This window comes from Serratia sp. 201, assembly GCF_037027545.1.
GTDB classification, from domain to species: domain Bacteria; phylum Pseudomonadota; class Gammaproteobacteria; order Enterobacterales; family Enterobacteriaceae; genus Serratia; species Serratia bockelmannii.
Genome location: NZ_JAXCHC010000001.1, coordinates 122,962 through 145,887 on the forward strand (window position 1 = coordinate 122,962; position 22,926 = coordinate 145,887).

A 22,926-nucleotide genomic window follows, 5' to 3' on the forward strand; every position below is an offset into this window, starting at 1 on the left:
GTCATCAATCTCACAGCGGGGGCGATAGCGCCCCCGTTTGTGTCAGGCTTCCGCATGCTGCTGCGGCGCTCTGCCGCGCGAGATGCTCTCCCACACCGCCACCATCACCATGATCAGCGTCGTCAGGCCATTGACCATCAGCAGATCGGTTAAATAGGCGATAGGGGCCAATACCGCCAGCGCCAGCAGCCCAACCAGGTGCGACAGCGGAAAACGGTGATACACCAGCCGTTTGTACAGCGCGTTGGCGAACAGGTAAATCGCCGGGCCGAGCAGCAGCACCGCCGCCGTGGCGTGTTGGATGCGGCCGTCGGGATGGGCGATCACCAGCTCGTTGGCCACGGCGCAGACGATGATCGCCCCCACCAGCGCGACGTGCACATAATGGAAATAAGCGCCCAGTTGGCCGGGGTTTTCCGCCTGGCTGATGGCGTGGCTGCCGGCTTTGCTGCTGGTGTCGAAGTAAACCCACCACATCGCCAGGCTGCCGAGAAAGGCCACCAGCGAGGCGATGAGCACCGGCAGACTCCAGCTTTCCATCTCGCTCAGGGTAGCGCCGGTGATCAGAATGGTTTCTCCCAGCGCCACGATCACGAACAGCTGGCAACGTTCTGCCAGATGGTGGCCTTCGATGGTCCATTCGCTGCTGCTGTCCGAGCGCCCCAGGACCGGTAAACGGAAGCCGAACATCGGCGAGACGTATTCGCACAAGACGGCGATCGCCCACAGCGCCAGGCGGGCATTGCCTTCTGCCAGCCCACCGACGATCCAGAAGACGGCGGAGATGCACAGCCAACCGAGAATGCGGCGAAAGTTTTGTTTTAACGGATGATCGGGCGCCAGCAGGCGTAGCACCGTGACGGAGCGGCCAACCTGAATGGCGACGTAGAACAGCGCGAAGATCAGACCGCGTTCGCCAAACGCCTGTGGCAGCGCGGCGGCGGCGAACAGCCCTAGCAGCATGATCGCGAACAGCAGCAGGCGGATCTGACGGGTATCGGGATTGAACCAGTTGGTGACCCAGGCGGTGTATTGCCAGGCCAGCCAGACGGCGAACCACAGCAGCAGGGTTTCCAGCGCGCCGGTCAGCGTCAGGTGATGCAACAGATAGTGGGAAAGTTGGGTCACGGCGAAAACGTAGATCAGATCGAACAGCAGTTCGGAGAATGAGACCGAAGCGCCCTGACCGTCACGCACGCGCAGCAGGTTTTGCGACATAAGCGTTCTTCCTTAAAAGGGTAAGCCACAAAATCAGCGTAGCTCAGCGCGCCTCGGCGGGTAAAAAATCTTAAATAGCGGCGGCGTGCGTTCTTTCTTTCGCCCTGTCTTTAATTGTTCATCAAATAGGGGTAAGGTGAACTCAATAAAGTCATTCCTGCCTGAAAATACACACTCGCACTCATATCCTCCTTATTCTCCTCACAATGATTGATGTTCTTTACGTTGCATGACGTCCGTTTTCATTGGCTAGCGGATAATTAACATCACTGACAACGAGCTAATAAACAAGAACACCTGGAGTCAATCATGAAACTTATCCCAAGCATCGCAGCCGTATTGATCGCCGCCGCTTCCTTCTCCACTTTCGCCGCGCCGCTGTCGTCGGTGAAACAGGTCAACAGCGAGCAGGCCGCCAATCTGCAAAGCATCGGCGTCGTGTCGGTTTCCGGCATTAGCGGCTCACCGCATGACGCCATCACCGCCCTGAAAGAAAAAGCCGCGGCGGACGGCGCCAGCCATTACCGCATTATCGGCCTGGACACCCCCGGGGACTCCAGTAACTGGCGCGGCAATGCGGAAATTTATCGCTAAGCGTTGATTGTTACTCTCTGGCCACGGCAACGTGGCCAATAAAATAAACGGTCGTAATAATTATCTGAACAGTCGGCGCATAAACGGCTTATTTTCAGGTCATTATTACGACCGTTTTTCTTTGTGCCGTCGTGGCTGAGGTCGCATTTTATTACAACTGTGTCTGCCGCTTTCGGAATCATGTTAATGATTACTTAAGAAATTCGGCTCACATTGGGGGCTTAACCCAAGGAGGCCTCAATGTTAAATGCGACCCGGCTGCAACTGATGAATCACTTCGCTTACTTGCAGCAATTTATGGCTTCACCGCGCACCGTCGGTACGCTGGCGCCTTCTTCCCCGTGGCTGTGCCAGGCGATGCTGAACCAGATTGAATGGACCCGTGCGCTGTCGATCGCGGAGCTGGGCGCGGCGGACGGCGTACTGACCAAACGCATCCTGGGGCGGATGCGCGCCGATGCGGCGCTGGAGGCTTTCGAAATTCAACCGCATTTCGTGCATCGGCTGCGGGGGATAGACGATCGGCGGCTGCAGGTGATGCCCCATTCGGCGACCCAAATGGCCACGGATTACGACGTGGTGTTTTCCTGCCTGCCGCTGCTGTCGATCCCGGTCAGGATCAGCGTGCGCATTCTTCAGCAGGCCCGGCAGCGGCTGCTGGCGCGCAACGGCACGCTGGTGTTGTTTCAATACAGCCACCTGTCGGAAAAATTGCTGTCCCGCTATTTTCACTGGAAGCGCCTGCGGGTGGTGCGCAACTTCCCGCCGGCGCTGGTGTATGTTTGTACGCCGCGTTAGCTACAGCGTTTTCGCCATTACTACCACTTCTTCGTCATGCTGCCGCCGGCGTTCCACGGGATGCCAACCCCAGCCGGCGTACAGCGCTTCCGATTTGTCGGTGATGAGATGCAAAACCGAGTGATGGCGTTGCCGCGCCGCCTCGACGATGGCCATCTCAAGACGGTGGGCGATGCCCTTGCGGCGGTGATCGGGATGCACGAAGACGCCGGCCAGCCATGGGGTGAGATCCTGGCGCTGATGATCGTCGCTGGGCCACAGGCTGGCCATGCCCACCGGACGATCGCCGTCGATCATCATCAGCGTCAGGTGATCGTCGCTTGGCCGGCTGCAGTGGGCGAAGCGCAACTGGGTGCGCTCCAGCGAACCGCCGCGCTGTGAGCCCCATTGGCCGAAGGCCCAGGCGGCGCACACATCGGCAAACTGCGGGCACTCCGACAGCGGAATGATGCGTTGAGTCATGGAGGTCTCCCGGTTTTTAGCTGTTTCCCCGTTCTATTTAACCGATTTCCCCGCCATTTTTTTAACTTTTTAAAGCCGTTATTTTAGCGGTTTCGCCGTGTTTGCCGCGCGCCCGGCGCCGTTTCCCGGATTTCTTTTGGCAATCGCGGCGTGGGATTGCAAGTGTTAATGAGAGTGATTATCATGCGCACATTATTTCCCCCGTTTCGGCTCAATCATGCGCAATTCCCTCATTTTACTGCTGCTTTCTCTGTGGTTCGGCGTGTTCTCCGCCCAGGCGAAGACGGTGACCGATATCACCGGCCGTCAGGTTGTGGTGCCGGACAATCCGCAGCGCATCGTGGTGGGGGAGAGCCGCATGCTGTATACGCTGGCGCTGCTGGAGCCGGGCAACCCGGCGCAGCGCATCGTCGGCTGGCCGGCGGATCTGGCGCGTTTCGATGCGCAAAGCTGGCAACGCTATACGCAGAAGTTCCCGCAGATCGCCGCGATCCCCATTATCAGCGGCAATAATTTCCGCCAGGTCAACATCGAAAGCCTGCTGCAGCTGAAGCCGGATCTGGTGATCCTGGCGCGCTACGCGCGTGAAGACGGTGACAACGATCTGCTGGTTTCCGCGCTGAACAAGGCCGGTGTGGCGGTGATCTACGTCGATCTGCGTATCGATCTGCTGAACAACACCGTGCCGAGTGTGCGGCTGCTGGGCGAAGTGCTCAATCGCCAGCAGCGCGCCGAGCAGTTCATCGCGTTTTATCAGCAGCATATGGCGGTGATTCAGCAACGCCTGGCGGGCTATCAGGGGGCGAAGCCCAAAGTGATGCTGCACCTGCATCTGGGGCGGCGCGATACCTGTTGCACCACCGCCGCACACGGCAACCTTGGCGATCTGCTGACCTTCGCCGGCGGCGACAACATCGCCAACGCCAGCGTCAAAGGGGTGTATGGCGAACTGAACCCGGAAACCATTCTGAGCGCCAATCCCGACGTATACCTCGCCACCGGCATGGCCGGCCCGCAAGGCAAACGGCTGTCCGATCTGAGCCTCGGGCCGCAGGTCAGCCCACAGGAGGCCGCCGACAGCTTCCGCCGGCTGATCGCCAAACAGCCGATGCTGACCAACCTGCAGGCGGTGAAAAACCACCGCGCCTGGAGCGTCTGGCACAACTTTTACCTCAGCCCGTACCACGTGGTGCTGGTCGAGGTATTCGCCAAAGCGTTTTACCCGGATCTGTTCGCCGACATCAATCCGCAGCAGACCTTCCAACAGCTGTATCAGCAGTTTTTGCCGTTACCTTTTTCAGGGACCTATTGGAGTCAGTTAGATAATGAATAACAACAAGCGCGGCTGGTGGTGCGCATTGCCTTTGGCGGCCTGCGCAACATTGCCGACGTGGGCGGCGGAAAAAGTCGCGTCGAAAGAAGAAAGCCTGACGGTGATTGGCCGCAAAGACGCCGACGGTGTGCAGAGCTATCAGCCGTTGACGAGCGTCACCGGCACCCGCAGCGAAGCCAACCTGCTGAATGTGCCGCAGGCGATCGACGTGGTGCCGCAGCAGGTGATTACCGATCAGGCGGTCAGCAGCCTGGACGAAGCGCTGTACAACGTCAGTGGCATTACCCAGGCCAACACGCTGGGCGGCACTCAGGACGCGGTCATGAAACGCGGCTTTGGCGATAACCGCGACGGCTCTATTCTGCGCGATGGCGTGCGCTCGGTGCAGGCGCGCAACTTTACGCCGACCACCGAGCGGGTGGAGGTGCTCAAGGGGCCGGCCTCGATGCTGTATGGCATGGGCGAGCCGGGCGGGATGATCAATATGATCACCAAAAAGCCCCAGCTGCAGCAACATACCCACGTGGAAGGCTGGGGCAGCAGCTTCAACGGCGGCGGCGGCCAGCTCGACGTTACCGGGCCGCTCGGCACGTCGGGATTCGCCTATCGCATGATCGTCGATCACGATGAAACCGACTACTGGCGCAACTTTGGCCGCAACCGCCAGACGGTGATCGCGCCCTCGCTGATGTGGTACGGCGAGAACACCACCGTGCGCTTGGCCTACGAGCATATGGAATATCTGGTGCCGTTCGATCGCGGCACCATTATCGATTCGCGCACCGGCAAACCGGTGAATACGCCGCGCGATCGCCGTTTCGACGAAGCCTATAATGCTACCCGCGGCGATCAGGACAGCATTACCCTGCAGATCGATCAAACGCTCAACGAGCGCTGGAAAAGCTCGCTGACCTACGCCTACAGCCGCAACAGCTACAGTGACAACCAGGCGCGCGCCACGGCGCTGAACCCGGTGACCGGCGTGTTGAGCCGCCAGGCCGACTCGACCGCCAACGCCGTCAGCCACGCCAACGCGGTGCAGCTGACGCTCAATGGCGACGTGGACTGGGGCAGCATCAACCACCAGATGCTGTTCGGCTTCGATTTTGAAGATAACCGTACCTACCGCGGCGACATGATCCGCGGTAAAAAGAACAGCGATTTCAATATCTATCATCCGGTATACGGCCTGATGCCGCCGTCGACCGCGGTCAGCGCCAAAGACAGCGACCAGCGGGAAAACCTCACCAGCTACGGTTGGTTTATGCAGGATTCTATCCAATTGACTGATAAATGGCTGGTGATGGGCGGGCTGCGTTACGACGCTTTCGACGTCTATGCCGGCAAGGGGCGGCCGTTCCAGACCAACACCGACAGCTCGGATGGCAAGCTGGTGCCGCGCGCCGGGGTGGTCTACAAGCTGACGCCTTACGTGTCGCTGTACAGCAGCTATACCGAGTCGTTCAAGCCGAACTCTTCCATCGCCACCCAAATTGATTCGCTGCCGCCGGAGCAGGGCAAGTCGTGGGAAGTCGGCGGCAAGCTGGCGTTGCCGAACGGCGTTACCGGCACGCTGGCGCTGTTCGACATCACCAAGCGTAACGTCATGGTCAATGAGCTGGTGGAGGGCGAAACCGTGACGCGCACCGCCGGGCGCGTGCGTTCGCAGGGCGTGGAGCTGGACGTGGCCGGCAATCTCACCGACTCGCTGAGCCTGATCGGTTCCTATGCGTATACCGACGCCCGCGTGGTGGACGATCCGGACAACAAGGGGAAAGAGATGACCAACGTGGCGCGCCATACCGCCTCGCTGTTCCTGACCCAGAACCTCGGCAGCCTGGGCCTGTACAGCGGAGATGAGGTGCGTATCGGCGCCGGCGCGCGCTACGTGGGCCGCCGCCCGGGTGACGCCGCCAACAGCTTCTACCTGGATAACTACACCGTTGCTGATGCGTTCGCCGCTTACACCATGCCGATCAACGGCTATCGGGTGAAATGGCAGCTGAACGTGAAGAACCTGTTCGATAAAACCTACTATCCGTCCAGCGGTGGCAATCTGCGCGTGGCGGTGGGAGAGCCGCGTGAGGTGGTGCTGCGCGGCAGTATCGATTTCTGAGCCACGGGCGGTGGAATTTGTTTAAATAACCGCCCCAACGTTAAGGAGAACTCATGAGCCTGCAGATCCGTTTGGCGCAGCAGCGAGATATCGCGCATCTGATGGCGGTTGAACGTTCGGCGGCGCAGCTGTTTCGCCAGCAGCCGGAATGGCGCTTTATCGCCGAAGGCGAGGTGATGGCCCCGAAACAGCACGCCGCGTTTATCGCCGAGCGCCGTGAATGGCTGGCGGAAAGCGACAACGGTGAGTGCGCCGGTTTTATCGCCGTGTTGGCTCAGGGGGAAGACTGGCATGTCGCCGAATTATCGGTCGCCGCTGCCTGGCAACGGCAGGGCGTCGGCCGCCGCCTGATCGGCGCGGTGGTGGAAGAAGCCAAACGGCAGGGCGTCACTCGCCTGACGCTCACCACCTTCATTGATGTGCCGTGGAATGCGCCCTACTACCGGCGGCTGGGATTCCGGCCGCTCGACGACGCGCGGCTCACGGTCGCCCTGCGGCGGCACCTGGATGAGGATCTGGCGCACGGCTTTGCCGTCGGCAGTCGCTGTGCCATGGAATTTACACTATCGTAAATATTGAAATACAGAGCGGGCAGGGTATGATGCAGCCACCACGCCATCGCACCCGCTCGGTATTTTGGTATGCAATGCACTCAAGTCACCGCATAAGGGACAACCCGTAATGACACAAACCCTGTTCATGATAGGCGCTCGCGGAGCCGGCAAGACCACGGTAGGCAGCGCATTGGCGCTGGCGTTGGGCTATCAGTTTGTCGATACCGATCTGTTTATGCAGCAAGCGGCGCAGATGAGCGTGGCGGAAATGGTCGAGCGCGAGGGCTGGCTGGGGTTTCGTCGCCGAGAGACCATCGCGTTGCAAGCTGTGACCAAGCCGTCAACTGTAGTTGCCACCGGCGGCGGGGCGATCCTGGCGGAGGAGAACCGTCAGTTTATGCGCCAGCATGGCACCGTTATCTACCTGCGCGCGCCGGCCAACGTGTTGGCGCAGCGGTTGGAAGAGTACCCGGAAGATGCGCAGCGCCCGACGCTCACCGGCAGGCCGATCGCCGAAGAGATGCTCGAGGTGCTGGCGGCGCGTGAAGCGCTGTATCAGGACGCCGCGCATTACGTGATGGACGGCGCCGCCGATCCGCAGCGGGTGGTGGAGCAAATCCTCGCGGTGCTGCCGCGTGAGACGGTGAAATAACCCTTTCTTCTCTTCGGGCGCTGGGCGCCCGTTTTCCTATTCCGTTTGCCGAGCGGCCGCAAAGTACGCCCCGGGCGTGACGCCGAAGCGGCGGCGAAAGGCGGCGATGTAGGCGCTGACGTTGTCGTAGCCACAGGTGTCGGCCACTTCGGCGACCGCTGCGCCGCGTGATAATCCCTCCAGTGAACGCAATACCCGCGCCTGCTGGCGCCACAGCGCGAAGCTGATGCCGGTTTCCTGCACAAAGCGGCGGCTCAGGGTGCGCGGGCTGAGCCCGGCCCAGTCGGCCCAGTCGCGCTGGCTGCGCAGGCTGGCGGGATCGTTCAGCAGCGCCCGGGCGATGTTCAGCAACCGGGCGTCCTGCGGCAGCGGCAATTGCAACGGCGCGCGGCTTGCCGCGTGCATTTCATCCAGCAGCACCTGCAGCAGCCGCCGTTGCGGCGCACTCAGTGGGCCGGCGGGGAACTGCGCGATACGCTCCACCAGGGCCTGCAACAGCGCAGAGGCCGTGAACAGCTGCGGCTGCGGCGGCATCTCCGGCACGCTTTCCCCCGGCAGATACAGACTCCAGCCCGCCACGTCGCCGCAGGCCAGCGCCTGATGGGCGCATCCCGGCGGCAGCCAGCCCAGCGTACCGCCGGTGATCGCCCATTGCCGGCCCGGGAGTTCCATTGCCAGCATGCCACGCGTCAAGAGATAGATCTGGCCGCCTTCGTGCCGGTGCCAGGGCGTCAGGTGCTTTTTTTCATGCTGAAGGCGTTGGCTGCGGATCTGCGTCATGTTGGCCGTTTAACGTTATTGAAAGTCTTGATGTGGTTATTATGCCATCGCCTGGCCGGGATAGGATCGCCGTTCACCCTATTTCGGAGAAACGTGATGACTCAAGTTACCCCACTGAACCTGGTGCTCGATACGCTGCAGCAGGTCGTCGCCAGCCCGGAGCATCGGCCGACGCAGCTCGCTGCCCGTTTCAGCGCAGACTACCGCCAGCAGGTGGATGGCAAGGTGCTGAACTTCGAGCAGTTTGAGCAACATATGGCGCTGCTGAAACGGCAAACCCGCCGCATGACGCTGAGCGTGATCGCGGCGGCGGAGCAGGGCGAGGCAGTGCTGACCCACCATCTGGTCGAGGTGGAAAAGCGCGACGGTACCCGCAGCCGCGTGCGGGTGCTGGCGCACTTCACCGTGCGTGAAGGCCGGATTTGCGCCTGCGACGAACTGACCGAGCTGTTGGCGGGCGCCCCCGGCGATCGCGATCTTGGCTCGCGCGTGCCGGAATGAGGGCGGCTGCTATACTTGCTACTGTGTGAAACACACGGGAGAACGGCATGCGCGAAAATGATCAACCTGCTTATCCACGGAGCGCCCGCGTCGTTGAGGTGTTTCGGGGCGACCCGAACCTGCATCTGCGCCGTTTTGAAGTGCGCACCGACGACATTGAGCCGAATACGCTGCTCAGTGAACATGAAACCGAGCAGGAAGCGCTCGACGCCAAGCACCGCTATGAAGACGAGGCGCTAGAGCTCTGACCTGCTGCACAGCGGAAACCGGCGCCAGGCCGGTTTCCTGTTTATCCCCCCGCGTTAGCATATATTTCCCAGAACAATATTGATAATGATAATCATTTATGTGATTTTTATCGCCCCTATTGGGTGTTTCACTTCTGGGAAAAGAGATGTCCAATTCCGAGTTGCAGGCGCTGTTTCTGCGCCATATGCGGCCGCTGCAAGCCTATTTGAACGCCAAACTGCGCGACCCTCAGTTGGCCGCGGATTTGGCGCAGGAAAGTTTTACCCGCCTTACCGAGCAATATCCGCAGGGTAACATTCTCGATATCGAAGCCTACCTGTACAAAACCGCCAAAAACCTGATGCTCGACCATCTGCGGCAGCAGCAGCGGCGGCAGACCGAAGCGGTCGAAGACGACATTCTGGCGCAGTATCCCTCCGGTGAACCGGCGCTTGAACAACGGGCGATCGATAGCCAATTGCTGCAGCTGTTGCAGCAGGCGCTAGCGGACATGCCGCCGCGCACGCAGCAAATTTTCCGCCTTAACCGGCTCGATGGCCTGACCCAGGCGCAGGTGGCGGCGCAGCTGGGCGTGTCGCTCAGTACGGTGGAAAAACACCTGGCCAGCGCGCTCGAGCGGCTGATGGCGCGGATGGAAGAACAATAATGGCAATTTTTTTACGGGTTTATCCGCGCTCAGACGTCTTAACCTATAACCAGAAAAAACAGAGGTCTATGCCATTATGAAACCGCTAACCGCACAGGCGCGACAGCAGGCGGCCGCCTGGGCCGTGAGTCTGGCCGAAGGGGCGCTGCCGGCCGATCGGCGGCGAGCGTTGGACGCCTGGCTGGCCGCCGATCCGCAGCATCCGGCGGCGCTGCGTCAGGCTCGCCTGCTGTGGACGACGCTTGGGCAACTGCCGCCTGAGCAGCGGCAGGCGTTACAACCGCAGGTGGCGGCGCTGAAAACGCCCTCTCGCCATCGATGGCCCCGCTGGGCGGTGGCAGCGGCGGTGGCGCTCGCCGTTTCGTTCGGCGTTTATCGCGGGCCGGATCTGTGGATCGGCCTGCAGGCCGATTATCAAACCGTTCGCGGTGAGGTGCGCGAAGTTGCTTTGCCGGACGGCAGCCGGGTGGCGCTGGACAGCGGCAGCGCGATCGCGCTGGCGTATTCCGCAGATGAGCGCAAGGTGCGGCTGCTGAGCGGCGCCGCCTATTTTATCGTCGCGCCGTTGGGCGGGGCGGAAAGCCGTCCGTTCAGGGTGGAAGCGAAAAACGGCGTCACCCAGGCGCTGGGCACCGAGTTCAGCGTGGCGTGCACTGAACAGGGCGTGGACGTCAGCGTGCATCAGCACAGCGTGCGGGTGACGCTTGAGCGCGGCGAGCGCTCGCTGGTGGTCGCGCAACGCCAGGCGGCGCATTACCGCAACGGGCAGCTGCAGCTGACGCGGCAAACGGCCGGTGATGACGCTTGGCGACGCGGCTGGCTGGTGATCGACCGCCAACCGCTGACGCAGGCGCTCGTGCAGCTCAATCGCTATCGCGAAACCCGCATCGTGGCGGTCAATCCCGCGCTAAGAGCGCGCACGGTGAGCGGCGTGTTCGCGCTCAATAAACTCGACGACGGCGTCGGCGCCATTCGTCAGGAACTCTCCGCCCGCCAACTGAATCTCCCCGGCATCACATTGCTTTACTGAGCGGCTAAAGGCGGGCCGGGATGCCCGCTTCGCCGCTATTTTCACTTTCTGTAAAAAATCTTTACGGGTTTTTGCCTCCCGGAACGTCCTTATGTTTAAACGAGATTGATTTCCATTATCACTTAGTTTGGCATTCTTTCGGGTGGAACACACACGCATGTTTATTCACAAGGGAACCACGCCGGCCGGCCGATTGGCCACGGCGGTACGCGCCGCGCTGGCGGCGATGATGTTGACTCAGCCGGCGGTAGCGCTCGCCGCCCAGGCTGATGCGAGCAGCGCGCAGGCCGCACAGCAAAAGAATTTCAACATTGCGGCGCAACCGCTGCAGAGCGCCATGTTGCGCTTCGCCGAGCAGGCCGATATGCAGGTATTTTTCGACGAGGTGAAGCTCGACGGCATGCAGGCGGCGGCGCTGAACGGCAGCATGAGCGTTGAACAGGGCCTGCGGCGCTTGATTGGCGACAATCCGGTGGCTTTCCGCCTGCAGCCGCAGGGGCAGATCGTATTGAGCCGGTTGCCAGCGGCAAACGGCGACGGTGGCGCGCTGGCGCTGGACAGCCTGACGGTGCTGGGCGCCGGCGGCATCAACGCCAACGATTGGGTTTACGACGAACCGCGCTCGGTCAGCGTCATCAGCCGCGAACAGATGGATAACCGCCCGGCGCGGCACGCGGCCGATATTCTGGAGCAGACTACGGGGGCCTATTCCAGCGTCAGCCAGCAAGATCCGGCGCTGTCGGTCAACATCCGCGGCATACAAGACTATGGCCGGGTGAACATGAACATCGACGGCATGCGGCAGAATTTTCAAAAGAGCGGCCATGGCCAGCGTAATGGCACCATGTACATCGATTCCGAACTGCTGTCCGGCGTGACCATCGACAAGGGCACCACCGGCGGCATGGGCAGCGCCGGCACGCTCGGCGGCATCGCCACCTTCAATACCGTCAGCGCGAGCGATTTCCTGGCGCCGGGCAAAGAGCTGGGCGGCAAGCTGCACGCCAGCACCGGCGATAACGGCACCCACTTCATCGGCAGCGGCATACTGGCATTGGGCAACGAAACCGGCGATATCCTGCTGGCCGCCAGCGAACGCCACCTCGGCGACTATTGGCCCGGCAACAAGGGCGATATCGGTAACATTCGTATCAATAATGACACCGGCAATTACGATCGCTACGCCGAGAGCATCAAGAACAACAAAATCCCCGACACAAATTACCGCATGCACTCGCGGCTGGCCAAGGTGGGCTGGAATCTGCCCGCCAATCAGCGCCTGCAGCTGAGCTATCTGCAGACCCAGACTGCGTCGCCGATCGCCGGCACGCTGACCAACCTGGGCACTCGCCCACCCTATGAACTGGGCTGGAAGCGCACCGGTTACAGTGACGTGATGGCGCGCAACGCGGCGTTTGATTACAGCCTGGCGCCGGAAGGCGTCGACTGGCTCGATTTTCAGGCCAAGCTGTATTACGTCGATACTCAGGACGACAGCGACACCTACAGCACCAGCTCGCTGCTGGACAACGGCTACGCGACGCGTACCCGGCTGCGTACCTATGGCGCGCAGGCGCAAAACACCTCGCGCTTCAGCCTGGCGCCGGGGCATGACTTCCGCGCCAACTACGGGCTGGAGTTTTATTACGACAAGGCGACCAGCGACTCTTCTCGTCAGGGCATGGAAGGGGTGACGCCGGCCGGCAACCGTTCGGTCGCCAGCCTGTTCGCCAACCTGACCTACGACTACGACGGCTGGCTGACGTTGGAGGGCGGGCTGCGTTACGACCGCTATCGCCTGCGCGGCCAGACCGGCCTGAGCTATCCGGATTTGGCCAAGGATGGGCAACGCTACACGATTGACAATCCTTGCAAAGCGCTGCGTCTGACCGGTTGTTCAACCACCACCCGCGAAGATTGGGCGGTTGACCGCGATCAGGGCAAGCTGTCGCCGACGCTGGCGGTGGCGGTGCGTCCCGGCGTGGAGTGGCTGGAGCTGTATTCCACCTACGGCAAATCCTGGCGGCCGCCGGCGATCACCGAAACGCTGACCAACGGCAGTGCGCACGGCTCCTCCACGCAATACCCCAACCCGTTTCTGCAGGCCGAGCGCTCGCGCGCCTGGGAAGTCGGGTTCAACGTGCAGCAGCCGGATCTGTGGTTTGAGGGCGATCGGCTGGTGGCCAAGGTGGCCTACTTCGACACCAAAGTGGATAACTACATCAACCTGGCGATAGACCGCAATAAACCGGGGCTGGTGCAGCCGAGCATCGGCAATGCCGCTTACGTCAACAACCTGTCGAAAACCCGCTTCCGCGGGCTGGAGTACCAGCTCAACTATGACGCCGGGGTGTTCTACGCCGACCTGACCTACACCCACATGATCGGCAAAAACGAGTTCTGCTCGAACAAGGCCTGGTTGGGAGGGCGTCTGCGCTATGGCGACGGATCGCGCCGCGGCAACTTCTATGTTGAACCGGATGCCGCGTCCAATGATGCCGTCACGTGCGACGGGGGTTCGCAGTTCGGCACGGCAGCCTATCTGCCGGGCGATCGCGGCTCGGTCACGCTGGGCGGCCGCGCTTTCGATCGCAAGCTGGACGCCGGGGTGACCGTGCGCTTCGCGCTGGGCTATCAGGACAGTTCGGTGCCGTCCAACTACCCGTACCTGGCCGACTGGCCGAAGTACACCCTGTTCGATCTGTATGCCAGCTACAAGCTGACCGACAGCCTGACGCTGCGCGGCTCGGTGGAGAACCTGACCAACCGCGCCTACGTCGTCAGCTACGGCGAGACGCTGGCCAACACGCTGGGGCGCGGCCGCACCGTGCAGGGCGGGGTGGAATATCGTTTTTAAGCAGTAAAAGGGCGTTGCTCATTCTTGAGCACAAGGGCGGCCTCGCAAGGGGCGCCATTCATCAATGGAGATAGAGAAATGGCATTTTCAGTCAACTATGACAGCAGCTTCGGCAGCTACAGCATCCATAACTATCTGAACGAGTGGGCGTCGTCATTTGGCGATATCAACCACACCAACGGTAACGTCACCGACTCCAACAGCGGCGGCTTCTATGGCGGCAGCCTGTCCGGCAGCCAATACGCCGTGACCAGCACCGCCAACAACGTTACCTCGTTCGTGGCGGGCGGCAACCTGACCTACACCTTGTTCAATGCCCCGGCGCACACCCTGTACGGCCAGCTGGATTCGCTGTCGTTCGGCGACGGCCTGAACGGCGGCGGCTCCACGCCGTACAACATCCAGGTGCCTGACGTCAGCTTCGGCGGCCTGAACCTCAGCAGCCTGCAGGCGCAGGGCCACGATGGCGTGGTGCACCAGGTAGTGTACGGCCTGATGTCCGGCGATACCGGCGCGCTGGAAACCGCGCTGAACGGCATCCTCGACGACTACGGCCTGAGCGTCAATTCCACCTTCGATCAGGTGGCGGCGGCGACGGCGGTGGGCGTGCAGCACGCCGACAGCCCGGAACTGCTGGCGGCCTGATCGCGGCCGTTTGCCCGCCGGCGCCGCGCGCCCCGGCGGGCGTTTTCTCGTTTTTAGCCGATGGAAAACGCCATGAAAAACGCCGTCAGGCGCGGAGAAGTGATGAGCGTGCTGGCCGCATACCGGCGCGGATTTTGGGGCATCGCGCTGTTTACCGCGGTGATCAATCTGCTGATGCTGGCCCCGGCGCTGTACATGCTGCAGGTCTACGATCGCGTGTTGCCGTCGGGCAACCGCATGACGCTGGCGATGCTGACCCTGATGGTGGTCGGCCTTTACCTGTTTATGGGGCTGCTGGAGTGGGTGCGCAGCCAGGTGGTGATCCGCCTCGGCGCCCAGATGGATATGCGCCTCAATCAGCGAGTCTACGACGCCGCCTTCGAAACCAATCTGAAAACCGGCAACCCGCTGGCAGGGCAGGCGCTGAACGATCTGACCAACCTGCGCCAATTTGCCACCGGCAATGCGCTGTTCGCCTTTTTCGATGCCCCCTGGTTCCCGGTTTATCTGCTGGTGGTGTTTCTGCTCCACCCCTGGCTTGGCGCGTTGGCCAGCGCCGGAATGATCGTGCTGGTGCTGCTGGCCTGGCTCAACCAGCGGGTGTCGCAGGCGCCGCTCGCGGAGGCCGGCCGGGTCGCGCTGAGCGCCACGCAGCAGGCCAACGGCAACCTGCGCAACGCCGAAGCCATTGCCGCCATGGGGATGCTGACCGACTTGCGCCTGCGCTGGCTGCGGCAGCATCAGCAGTTCCTGCTGTTGCAGAACCGCGCCAGCGAGAAAATCGCCGCCGTCACCGCCTGGTCGAAAACCGTGCGGCTGGCATTGCAGTCGCTGATGTTGGGCTGCGGCGCGCTGCTGGCGGTGAACGGCGACATTACGCCGGGCATGATGATCGCCGGATCGATCCTGATCGGCAGGGTGCTGGGGCCGATCGATCAGCTGATCGGCGCCTGGAAACAGTGGTCGTCGGCGCGCCAGTCCCTGCAACGGCTGGAGGTGATGTTGGCCGCTAATCCGCCGCGGGCGGCGAGCCTGCCGCTGCCGGCGCCCAACGGGACATTGACCGTGAATCAGCTGGCCGCCAGCGCGCCCGGCGGGAGCGCACCGGTATTGCACGGCGTCAGTTTTCGTCTGGAGGGCGGCGAGGTGCTGGGCGTCATTGGCGCATCCGGCTCCGGCAAAACGCTGCTGATGCGCCAACTGGTCGGCGCGCTGACGCCGCTCAGCGGCGACGTGAGGCTGGACGGTGCAGATATCCGGCAGTGGGATAAACAGCAGCTGGGGCCGCATATCGGCTACTTGCCGCAGGATATCCAGCTGTTCGCTGGCACCCTGACGGAAAACATCGCCCGCTTTGGCCAGGTTGACGCCGAGAAGGTGGTGGCCGCCGCCGCGCTGGCCGGCGTGCACCAATTGATCCTGCATTTACCCAAAGGGTATGAAACCGAGCTGGGCGAGGGCGGCAGCGGCCTGTCCGGCGGCCAGCGTCAGCGGGTGGCGCTAGCGCGCGCGCTGTATGGCTCTCCGGCGTTGGTGGTGTTGGACGAACCGAATGCCAACCTCGATCGTGAAGGGGAAGAGGCGCTGCAGCGGGCGATCGAAGCGTTGAAGGCGCGCGGTACCACCATCGTGTTGGTGACCCACAAACCGGCGATCCTGGCGACCACCGACAAATTGCTGGTGCTGGCCGCCGGCCAGGTGCAGCACTTCGGCCCCAGCGACGCCATCCTGAAGAAACTGCCTGGTTTTGCGCCTGCAGCCGTACCGGCCAACGTCGGCCGCAGCAGCGGCGGCTTCAACGTCAACTACGCCAACTTTGCCAAAACGGCCAGCGGTGAACGAAAAGTATGAGCAATCAGAGTGTGATCCCCGGCGATATCGACGCCCTTTCCCGACAGTTCGACGAAGGGCGCCATCTGCGGCTCGGCGGCTGGCTGGTGCTGTTGGGGTTTGGCGGCTTCCTGCTGTGGGGGCTGTTGGCGCCGCTGGACAAAGGCGTGCCGGTTTCCGGCAGCGTGGTGGTGGCCGGCAACCGTAAGGCGGTGCAGCACCCGAGCGGCGGCGTAGTGTCGCAAATTCAAGTGCATGAAGGCGACCGGGTTCGCGCCGGGCAGGTGCTGTTGCTGATGGATACCGTCGACAGCCGCACCCAGCGCGATGCGCTGCGCAGCCAGCAGTTGAGCAACGCCGCGCAGCGGGCGCGGCTGCAGGCCGAACGCGACGGCCTGCAGGCGATCGCTTTCCCGGCATTGCTGCAGGCGCGGCGGGAGGAGCCAGAGGTGATGTCGTTGATGCTGCTGCAGCAGCAGCTGTTCACCAGCCGCCGAGCGGCGCTGCAGAGTGAGCTGGCGGCGATCGCGGAGAGCATTGCCGGATCGCAGGCGATGCTGGAAGGGATCCGTCAGTCTTACGCCAGCAAGCAACGGCAAAAGGCCATGTTGCAGGAGCAACTGAGCGGTATGCGCAAGCTGGCTGCGCAGGGGTATGTGGCGCGCAATCGGCTGCTGGATCTGGAAGGGCAGTATGCGCAGATTGATGGCCAGGCGTCCGAGGACACCGGCAATATCGGCCGCCTGGGCCGCCAAATACTGGAGCTGAAGCTGCGGGCGATCCAGCGGCGGGAAGAGTATCAGAAAGAGGTCAGTAGCCAGCTGGCCGAGGTGCGGATGAAGCTGGACGAACTGGATAACCGCCTGGCCAAGGCGGAGGCCGATCTGGGTCATACGCAGGTGAAAGCGCCGGTGGCGGGCACCGTGGTGGGGCTGAGCGTGTTCACCGAAGGTGGCGTGATCGGCGCCGGTCAGCAACTGATGGAGATCGTGCCCAGCGATCGGGGGCTGCAGGTGGAGGCGCGTATCCCGGTCGAACTGATCGACAAGGTGCAGGTAGGGCTGCCGGTCGAACTGTTGTTCTCGGCGTTCAACCAAAGCACCACGCCGCGCGTCGAGGGCGAGGTGACGCTGGTCGGGGCCGATCGCCTGACCGACGAGAAAAGCGGCGCGCCCTATTACAGCGTGCGCGTCAAGGTCAGCGAAGAAGGGTTGCAACGTTTGAACGGGTTGGAAATCCGCCCGGGGATGCCGGTCGAAGGCTTCATCCGTACCGGCGAGCGTTCGATGATGAACTACCTGTTCAAACCGCTGACCGATCGCCTTCATCTGGCGCTGACGGAAGAGTGAGCATGTCGGTTTCGCCGCTGCCTTTCGCCGCACCCGGTGCCGTCATGCCCTGGCGCCGTTGCCTGGTGCTGGTGCTGGCACTGCACCTGCTGGTCGTGGCGCTGTTCTGGCCCTGGCGGGACCAGGCCGCGCCGGCGTGGGTGCCGCCGCCGGCGGTCATGGTGGTGATGGCCGCCGCACCGCAGGCCCCGGCTGAGGTAAAACAACCGCCGGGGCAAATGACGCCGCCACCTCAGGTTGAACCGCCGTCGCCGCCGGAACCCTTGCCGACGGTGAAGGTGCCTGAAGCCGTGCGGCCGAACATCGCCGTACCGCCGAAGCAGAAAAAACCGCCCAAGCCGGTGAAGACTCCCCCCCTGCCGCGCACACCGCCGCAGGAGAAAACGATCGCGCCGCCGAAGGTTCAGGAGCAAAGCGTCGGTGCGCCACCGCCGGGCCGGGCGGATAAAACGGCCGCGCCGCAAACTCGCCTGACGCCCTATGCTCAGGCGGGGGTGGACAACTGGCGCAGCCGCATCAGCGGCCGCCTGAATCGTTTTAAACGTTACCCCAAAGACGCATTGCGGCTAAAGCGCCAGGGCGTCGGGCAGGTGCGTTTCACGTTGGACAGGCAGGGCCATGTGCTGGCGGTGACGCTGGTCAGCAGCGCCGGGTTGCCGTCGCTGGATCGCGAAATCCAGGCGCTGGTCAAACGCGCTTCGCCGCTGCCCACGCCGCCGGCGGACGCCTACGTCAACGGCACGGTGGAATTGACGTTGCCGATCGATTTCAGTTTGCGCGGCGCGGGTTTCTGAGCCGCGGCAATATCTCCTCCTGAGAAAATCATTTTTCAGCAGCTTGTCCTGCTGTTCATTATTTTCAGAGCGTATCGTTATTTTATTCGACGCGGATAAGTCGGCGTTCTACGCAATATTTTCATTTGAAAAGCACGAATGCCTTTTATTTTTCGGCTGACAAAAAATAAACAGCTTGACGCTGCGGAGTTCGGGTTTTAGTTTTTAATTATAAAACAGGAACTGAGTTCCATATAGTGGAACAAGGCGGATCATGACAACGCTGGAAAATGCCGCTGCGGTATTAAAACTCTTTTCTCAACAACGTGTGATGCATGGCCAACCGGGTATTGCATTCAGCGACGTGGTTGAGCAATTGGTGCTGCCGAAAAGCACGGTATCGCGCCTGCTGCAGACCATGGAAAATCAGGGCATGCTGGAGCGCGATCCCGATAGCCGGCGTTATCACATCGGCGCGCTGTTGCTGGCGGCATCCAGCCACTATCTGTCGATGCCGCTGGTGGACAACCTGGCGGCCAGTATGGCGCAGCTATGCCGCCAGACAGCGTGTACCGGCTACCTTTCGATATTGGAAGGGCAGGAGATCATGGTGATGCGCATGTTCCCCGGCCGCCACTTTTTGCAGGTGGTCACCCCGGCGGGTTACCGTTCGCCGGCGGCGGAAACCTCGGTCGGCCGGGCGATACTGGCGCGTGAAAGCGACGAGCAGGTTCGGGCGCGTTACGCCGGCGGTTACCGGGCGACTTCGCCCAATGCGCCGCAAACGTTGGATGCGCTGTTGCAGACGTTGCAGCAGGTGAGGCGTCAGGGATGGTCGTTGGCGCGCAATGAAACCTTGAACAGCATCAGTTCGCTGGCGACCGCGCTGGTGAACAAGCACGGCAGCGAGACGGTGGGGTTGTGCCTGTCCTTTCCCTCGCAGGGCGAGGAGCAGCCGTTTGTACCGGAAGTCTTGGCCGAATTAACCGCAGTCAGCCGCCAACTGGCGGAAAAATATGGCGATGATTATTGGCAGCAGATCAAATAACGCGCCTGAGCTATCGTGTTGCATCATAATTAACGAGCGCCGACACCAGGGAACTCATTAATTATATTTCACCGTATTTTATTGGTAAGAAATAGACAGGCTGAATAAGAAAATAATCACGTTGTGACACCGGTAGTTCCAAATAATGGAACTGCCGCGGCGAGCTATCGTTTGGCGTTATTTCCGCCACGCAGCAGGAAATATTCAGGGAAACCAAGCATGAAATCAAATAATCCGCTAAAAGAGGCCGGCACGCTGTTGGTCATGGCGTTACTTTCGGTGGTGGGGGCGATCATCGGCGTTCAGCTGATCACCACGCTGGGCGTGACGCCCAACACCTCGATCATCGGTGCGCTGATTGCCATGCTGTTGGCACGCATTCCGCTGAAAATGTTCCAACGCTACCGCTCGGTGCACACTCAGAACCTGGCGCAGACGGTGATCTCCTCTGCCACCTTCGGCGCGGCCAATTGTCTGCTGATGCCGATTGCGGTGCCTTACGTGATGGGGCAACCGCAGCTTATTTTACCGATGTTCTGCGGCGTGGCGGCGGCGATGTTGCTTGACGCCTATCTGCTTTATCGCCTGTTCGATACCAAAGTGTTCCCTGCCGCCAATGCCTGGCCGCCCGGCGTCGCCGCCGCGGAAGCGATTAAAGCCGGCGATCGCGGCGGCAAGCAGGCCTGGCTTTTGGTGGTGGGCGTAGGGGTAGGTATCGCCGGATCAATGCTCAAGATCCCCATGGCGGCCTTCGGCACCGCCTTTATCGGCAATATCTGGGCGCTGAGCATGTTTGGCGTCGGGTTATTGTTGCGGGCTTACGCCGATCCGGTGGCCGATTTCGATATTAATGCCCATTTTATTCCGCATGGCGTGATGGTCGGCGCCGGCCTGGTGGCGCTGATCCAGGTTGCGCAGGTGATCCGCAGCCGCCGCGCCGATAGCGCCGGTTATACCCAACCGGACAGTGCGGTAAGCAAAGCGCTCGGCCTGGGCGCGGTCGGCTACATCGCCATCGCCGCGTTTTTGGCTCTGATCGGCGGGCTGTTCAGCGAGATGTCGCTGCCGATGTTGGCGCTGTTCGTGATATACGCGGCGTTCGCCGCTTTCGTTCATGAGCTGATCGTCGGTATCGCCGCCATGCACTCCGGCTGGTTTCCTGCGTTCGCGGTGGCGTTGATCACCCTGATCGTCGGTATCCTGATCGGTTTCCCACCGCTGGCGCTGTGCATCCTGACCGGTTTTACCGCCGCCACCGGGCCGGCCTTCGCCGACATGGGCTTTGATTTGAAAGCCGGCTTCATCCTGCGTGGCTACGGCGAGGATCTGCGGCAGGAGCTGCTGGGGCGCCGCATTCAGCTGTTTGCGGCGCTGATTGCCTTCCTCATCGCCATTCCGGTGGTTTACCTCTCTTATCACAGCTATTTCCTGCAGGACCTGATCCCGCCGGTCGCGCGCGTTTACGCGAAGACCATCGAGGCCGGTGCGCAGCCGGGTATCGCCTGGAGCCTTTTGATCTGGGCGATCCCCGGCGCCGTGGTACAGCTGATCGGCGGCCCTAAGCGCCAGCTCGGCGTGTTGCTGGCAACCGGTCTGCTGATCAATAACGCCTTGGCCGGGTGGGCGGTGCTGGTGGGTATCGCGCTGCGCGTGGCGATCCTGCGCCGTTGGGGCGATCGAGGCCGCACGCCGATGGAGATCATGGCGGCCGGGTTTATCGCCGGCGACGCGCTCTACAACTTCTTCAGCTCGATTTTTTCCAGCAAGGGCAAATAGCCCCTGCCGATGACATTGGTGAGGTAAAACGACCATGAGTTTGCAACAAACGCTGCAGGTTTTTGAATTGATTGATAGCGCATTCGTCAGCGGCCAGGACGTCGTCGATCTGTTTGCGCCTTACCCGGCGATCCGGGCCAGCACCTTGCGCGCCGACGGGCCGAAGGGCGGTACCGATTTCGTGCGCATCGAGATCCCCGGTAGCGCAGGACAATTCGCTGGCGGTGCGGCGCCGACGCTGGGCATTATCGGCCGCCTGGGCGGCATCGGCGCGCGGCCGACGCGTATCGGGCTGGTATCTGACGGCGACGGCGCGATCGCCGCCATTGCCGCCGCGCTGAAGCTGGCAGAGATGCAGCGTAAGGGCGACACGCTGCCGGGCGATGTGATCGTCACCACTCATATTTGCCCGAACGCGCCGACCCGGCCGCACGATCCGGTCGATTTTATGGATTCGCCGATCGATGACGTGACGATGAACGATAATGAAGTGGTGCCGGAGGCTGACGCCATCCTGTCGATCGATACCACCAAGGGCAATCGCATCATCAACCACAAAGGCTATGCGCTGTCGCCGACGGTGAAAGAGGGCTACATCCTGCGGGTGGCGGAAGATCTGCTGCGCATCATGGAGATGACCAGCGGCCGCCCGGCGGTGACCTTCCCGATCACCACGCAGGATATCACCCCTTATGGCAACGGCGTGCATCACCTCAACAGCATCCTGCAGCCCTCGACCGCTACTGCGGCGCCGGTGGTCGGCGTGGCGATTTGCAGCGAATCGGTGGTGCCGGGCTGCGGCACCGGCGCCAGCCACGAAACGGACATCGCGCTGGTGGTCAAATTCGCGGTGGAGGTCGCCAAAGAATTTGGCCGCGGCACTTGCCGGTTCTACGATGCTGCCGAATTCGGCCAGCTGCTGGCGCTGTACGGCAGTCTGAGCCACCTGCAAAAAAGGAGATAGACCCATGACGGCTTCATTCGCCACGCTGACCCTCGGTCAGGCGCCGCGCAGCGATATCATGCCGCTGCTGTCTGCTTATCTGCCGGCGGAGCGGGTGAGGCACGTCGGTTTGCTGGACGGCCTGGATGCCGGGCAGATCGCCGAGCGTTATGCGCCGCAACAGGGCGATAAGCTGCTGGTGTCGCGCCTGTTGGACGGCACGCAGGTGACGCTCTGTGCCGCTCGCGTTGAAAGCGGGTTGCAGCAGAAGATCCGCGAGTTGGAGGCGGCGGGGTGCCAGGTGATCCTGCTGCTGTGCACCGGCGAATTCGGCGAATTGCAGGCGGAACAGGCGCTGTTGCTGGAGCCGGATCGCATTATTCCGCCGTTGATCTCCGCGATCGTCGGCGCACACCGCGTCGGCATCGTGGTGCCGATGGCGGAACAGGTTGAGCAGCAGGCGCGTAAATGGCGGCAGCTGGCGACGCCGCCGAGCTATGCCGTCGCCAGCCCCTATCTGGCAGATGATGCCGCGCTGGAGCAGGCGGCTTGCGCACTGCTGCGGCAGGGGGCGGAGGTGGTGGTGCTAGACTGCATCGGTTATCACCAGCGTCACCGCGCCTTTTTGCAGGCGCGTCTGTCGGTGCCAGTGTTGTTGTCGAACGTACTGGTCGCCAAGCTGGCTGCAGAGTTAGTCGACTGATTCAAATAGCGAAAAGTTACCGCTCGACGCGCTCTCAGGCGCTTTGCGCCCGTGGATCTCCCCGGGGTT

Annotated in this window: 22 protein-coding genes; 19 read left to right on the forward strand and 3 right to left on the reverse strand. The window is 61.9% G+C overall.

Features of this window, described 5'->3' with window-relative positions; genetic code table 11:
- Positions 1-42 precede the first annotated feature (42 nt).
- On the reverse strand, positions 43-1,218 hold the full coding sequence (locus WA302_RS00765; RefSeq protein ID WP_043135588.1) for a low temperature requirement protein A: 1,176 nt from the start codon (positions 1,216-1,218) through the stop codon (positions 43-45).
- Between the two features lie 309 nt (positions 1,219-1,527).
- Here WA302_RS00765 and WA302_RS00770 point away from each other — a divergent pair, with 309 nt between their 5' ends.
- Both WA302_RS00770 and WA302_RS00775 read left to right on the forward strand, forming a co-directional pair.
- Complete coding sequence (locus tag WA302_RS00770) at positions 1,528-1,812, forward strand: YdgH/BhsA/McbA-like domain containing protein (RefSeq protein ID WP_004940519.1); 285 nt, start codon at positions 1,528-1,530, stop codon at positions 1,810-1,812.
- Between the two features lie 240 nt (positions 1,813-2,052).
- Positions 2,053-2,610: a class I SAM-dependent methyltransferase gene (locus WA302_RS00775; protein ID WP_025301715.1), complete on the forward strand. Its 558-nt coding sequence runs from the start codon at positions 2,053-2,055 to the stop codon at positions 2,608-2,610.
- On the opposite strand, the gene WA302_RS00780 is transcribed toward WA302_RS00775, so the two are convergent.
- A complete protein-coding gene (locus WA302_RS00780; protein ID WP_025301716.1) occupies positions 2,611-3,072 on the reverse strand; it encodes a GNAT family N-acetyltransferase in 462 nt (153 codons plus the stop codon). It abuts the gene before it with no gap.
- A 217-nt stretch (positions 3,073-3,289) separates the two neighbouring features.
- On the opposite strand from WA302_RS00780, the gene WA302_RS00785 reads away from it, so the two are divergent.
- The 4 genes from WA302_RS00785 (at position 3,290) to aroL (ending at position 7,727) form a co-directional block, all read left to right on the forward strand.
- Positions 3,290-4,405 (forward strand): ABC transporter substrate-binding protein, encoded by a 1,116-nt coding sequence (locus tag WA302_RS00785; RefSeq protein ID WP_313244039.1) that lies wholly within the window; start codon positions 3,290-3,292, stop codon positions 4,403-4,405.
- On the forward strand, positions 4,398-6,521 hold the full coding sequence (locus tag WA302_RS00790; RefSeq protein ID WP_049209287.1) for a TonB-dependent siderophore receptor: 2,124 nt from the start codon (positions 4,398-4,400) through the stop codon (positions 6,519-6,521). The genes WA302_RS00785 and WA302_RS00790 overlap by 8 nt, the downstream gene beginning before the upstream one ends.
- A gap of 53 nt (positions 6,522-6,574) precedes the next feature.
- Positions 6,575-7,093: a GNAT family N-acetyltransferase gene (locus WA302_RS00795; RefSeq protein WP_025301719.1), complete on the forward strand. Its 519-nt coding sequence runs from the start codon at positions 6,575-6,577 to the stop codon at positions 7,091-7,093.
- 109 nt (positions 7,094-7,202) lie between these two features.
- On the forward strand, positions 7,203-7,727 hold the full coding sequence (gene aroL, locus WA302_RS00800; RefSeq protein ID WP_261456715.1) for a shikimate kinase AroL: 525 nt from the start codon (positions 7,203-7,205) through the stop codon (positions 7,725-7,727).
- Positions 7,728-7,763: 36 nt separating this feature from the next.
- Here the strand turns inward: aroL and WA302_RS00805 are convergent, their stop codons facing one another.
- Entirely contained in the window at positions 7,764-8,507 is a 744-nt protein-coding gene (locus WA302_RS00805; protein ID WP_049295126.1) for a helix-turn-helix domain-containing protein, read from the reverse strand.
- Between the two features lie 96 nt (positions 8,508-8,603).
- Between WA302_RS00805 and WA302_RS00810 the strand changes: the two genes are divergently transcribed.
- The 13 genes from WA302_RS00810 to WA302_RS00870 all read left to right on the forward strand — a co-directional run bounded on the left by WA302_RS00810 (position 8,604) and on the right by WA302_RS00870 (position 22,857).
- Complete coding sequence (locus tag WA302_RS00810; protein ID WP_043135601.1) at positions 8,604-9,008, forward strand: nuclear transport factor 2 family protein; 405 nt, start codon at positions 8,604-8,606, stop codon at positions 9,006-9,008.
- Positions 9,009-9,055: 47 nt separating this feature from the next.
- Positions 9,056-9,256: a YaiA family protein gene (locus WA302_RS00815; protein ID WP_004940491.1), complete on the forward strand. Its 201-nt coding sequence runs from the start codon at positions 9,056-9,058 to the stop codon at positions 9,254-9,256.
- A 146-nt stretch (positions 9,257-9,402) separates the two neighbouring features.
- Positions 9,403-9,903: an RNA polymerase sigma factor gene (locus WA302_RS00820; protein WP_025301723.1), complete on the forward strand. Its 501-nt coding sequence runs from the start codon at positions 9,403-9,405 to the stop codon at positions 9,901-9,903.
- Between the two features lie 76 nt (positions 9,904-9,979).
- The gene (locus tag WA302_RS00825; protein WP_043135603.1) at positions 9,980-10,933 is read left to right on the forward strand and encodes a FecR family protein; all 954 of its coding nucleotides are present in this window, start codon (positions 9,980-9,982) and stop codon (positions 10,931-10,933) included.
- 157 nt (positions 10,934-11,090) lie between these two features.
- Entirely contained in the window at positions 11,091-13,790 is a 2,700-nt protein-coding gene (locus tag WA302_RS00830; protein WP_043135605.1) for a TonB-dependent receptor, read from the forward strand.
- Positions 13,791-13,868: 78 nt separating this feature from the next.
- A complete protein-coding gene (locus WA302_RS00835; RefSeq protein WP_033642038.1) occupies positions 13,869-14,435 on the forward strand; it encodes a heme acquisition protein HasA in 567 nt (188 codons plus the stop codon).
- A gap of 72 nt (positions 14,436-14,507) precedes the next feature.
- Positions 14,508-16,286 carry a type I secretion system permease/ATPase gene (locus WA302_RS00840; protein ID WP_315903106.1) on the forward strand — a complete coding sequence of 593 codons (1,779 nt, stop codon included), beginning with the start codon at positions 14,508-14,510 and terminating at the stop codon, positions 16,284-16,286.
- Positions 16,283-17,614: an HlyD family type I secretion periplasmic adaptor subunit gene (locus WA302_RS00845; RefSeq protein WP_049206215.1), complete on the forward strand. Its 1,332-nt coding sequence runs from the start codon at positions 16,283-16,285 to the stop codon at positions 17,612-17,614. Before WA302_RS00840 ends, WA302_RS00845 begins: the two co-directional genes overlap by 4 nt.
- A 2-nt stretch (positions 17,615-17,616) precedes the next feature.
- Positions 17,617-18,408 carry an energy transducer TonB gene (locus tag WA302_RS00850; protein ID WP_043135609.1) on the forward strand — a complete coding sequence of 264 codons (792 nt, stop codon included), beginning with the start codon at positions 17,617-17,619 and terminating at the stop codon, positions 18,406-18,408.
- A gap of 253 nt (positions 18,409-18,661) precedes the next feature.
- A complete protein-coding gene (locus tag WA302_RS00855) occupies positions 18,662-19,435 on the forward strand; it encodes an IclR family transcriptional regulator (protein WP_049206214.1) in 774 nt (257 codons plus the stop codon).
- Positions 19,436-19,654: 219 nt separating this feature from the next.
- Positions 19,655-21,211: an OPT/YSL family transporter gene (locus WA302_RS00860; protein WP_025301731.1), complete on the forward strand. Its 1,557-nt coding sequence runs from the start codon at positions 19,655-19,657 to the stop codon at positions 21,209-21,211.
- Positions 21,212-21,245: 34 nt separating this feature from the next.
- Positions 21,246-22,175, forward strand: coding sequence for a DUF1177 domain-containing protein (locus WA302_RS00865; RefSeq protein ID WP_025301732.1), 930 nt, complete (start codon positions 21,246-21,248; stop codon positions 22,173-22,175).
- A gap of 4 nt (positions 22,176-22,179) precedes the next feature.
- Entirely contained in the window at positions 22,180-22,857 is a 678-nt protein-coding gene (locus WA302_RS00870) for an AroM family protein (RefSeq protein WP_049206213.1), read from the forward strand.
- Positions 22,858-22,926 lie beyond the last annotated feature (69 nt).

What these genes read in the sequence shown, in the direction of transcription:
- WA302_RS00860 (WP_025301731.1), top strand. Translation starts at nt 19,655, where the DNA reads ATGAAATCAAATAATCCGCTAAAAGAGGCCGGCACGCTGTTGGTCATG.
- WA302_RS00780 (WP_025301716.1), bottom strand. Translation starts at nt 3,072, where the DNA reads ATGACTCAACGCATCATTCCGCTGTCGGAGTGCCCGCAGTTTGCCGAT.
- WA302_RS00830 (WP_043135605.1), top strand. Translation starts at nt 11,091, where the DNA reads ATGTTTATTCACAAGGGAACCACGCCGGCCGGCCGATTGGCCACGGCG.
- WA302_RS00815 (WP_004940491.1), top strand. Translation starts at nt 9,056, where the DNA reads ATGCGCGAAAATGATCAACCTGCTTATCCACGGAGCGCCCGCGTCGTT.
- WA302_RS00855 (WP_049206214.1), top strand. Translation starts at nt 18,662, where the DNA reads ATGACAACGCTGGAAAATGCCGCTGCGGTATTAAAACTCTTTTCTCAA.
- WA302_RS00840 (WP_315903106.1), top strand. Translation starts at nt 14,508, where the DNA reads ATGAAAAACGCCGTCAGGCGCGGAGAAGTGATGAGCGTGCTGGCCGCA.
- WA302_RS00820 (WP_025301723.1), top strand. Translation starts at nt 9,403, where the DNA reads ATGTCCAATTCCGAGTTGCAGGCGCTGTTTCTGCGCCATATGCGGCCG.
- WA302_RS00770 (WP_004940519.1), top strand. Translation starts at nt 1,528, where the DNA reads ATGAAACTTATCCCAAGCATCGCAGCCGTATTGATCGCCGCCGCTTCC.
- WA302_RS00870 (WP_049206213.1), top strand. Translation starts at nt 22,180, where the DNA reads ATGACGGCTTCATTCGCCACGCTGACCCTCGGTCAGGCGCCGCGCAGC.
- WA302_RS00810 (WP_043135601.1), top strand. Translation starts at nt 8,604, where the DNA reads ATGACTCAAGTTACCCCACTGAACCTGGTGCTCGATACGCTGCAGCAG.
- WA302_RS00795 (WP_025301719.1), top strand. Translation starts at nt 6,575, where the DNA reads ATGAGCCTGCAGATCCGTTTGGCGCAGCAGCGAGATATCGCGCATCTG.
- WA302_RS00765 (WP_043135588.1), bottom strand. Translation starts at nt 1,218, where the DNA reads ATGTCGCAAAACCTGCTGCGCGTGCGTGACGGTCAGGGCGCTTCGGTC.
- WA302_RS00825 (WP_043135603.1), top strand. Translation starts at nt 9,980, where the DNA reads ATGAAACCGCTAACCGCACAGGCGCGACAGCAGGCGGCCGCCTGGGCC.
- WA302_RS00865 (WP_025301732.1), top strand. Translation starts at nt 21,246, where the DNA reads ATGAGTTTGCAACAAACGCTGCAGGTTTTTGAATTGATTGATAGCGCA.
- WA302_RS00835 (WP_033642038.1), top strand. Translation starts at nt 13,869, where the DNA reads ATGGCATTTTCAGTCAACTATGACAGCAGCTTCGGCAGCTACAGCATC.
- WA302_RS00790 (WP_049209287.1), top strand. Translation starts at nt 4,398, where the DNA reads ATGAATAACAACAAGCGCGGCTGGTGGTGCGCATTGCCTTTGGCGGCC.
- WA302_RS00785 (WP_313244039.1), top strand. Translation starts at nt 3,290, where the DNA reads ATGCGCAATTCCCTCATTTTACTGCTGCTTTCTCTGTGGTTCGGCGTG.
- WA302_RS00845 (WP_049206215.1), top strand. Translation starts at nt 16,283, where the DNA reads ATGAGCAATCAGAGTGTGATCCCCGGCGATATCGACGCCCTTTCCCGA.
- WA302_RS00775 (WP_025301715.1), top strand. Translation starts at nt 2,053, where the DNA reads ATGTTAAATGCGACCCGGCTGCAACTGATGAATCACTTCGCTTACTTG.
- aroL (WP_261456715.1), top strand. Translation starts at nt 7,203, where the DNA reads ATGACACAAACCCTGTTCATGATAGGCGCTCGCGGAGCCGGCAAGACC.
- WA302_RS00850 (WP_043135609.1), top strand. Translation starts at nt 17,617, where the DNA reads ATGTCGGTTTCGCCGCTGCCTTTCGCCGCACCCGGTGCCGTCATGCCC.
- WA302_RS00805 (WP_049295126.1), bottom strand. Translation starts at nt 8,507, where the DNA reads ATGACGCAGATCCGCAGCCAACGCCTTCAGCATGAAAAAAAGCACCTG.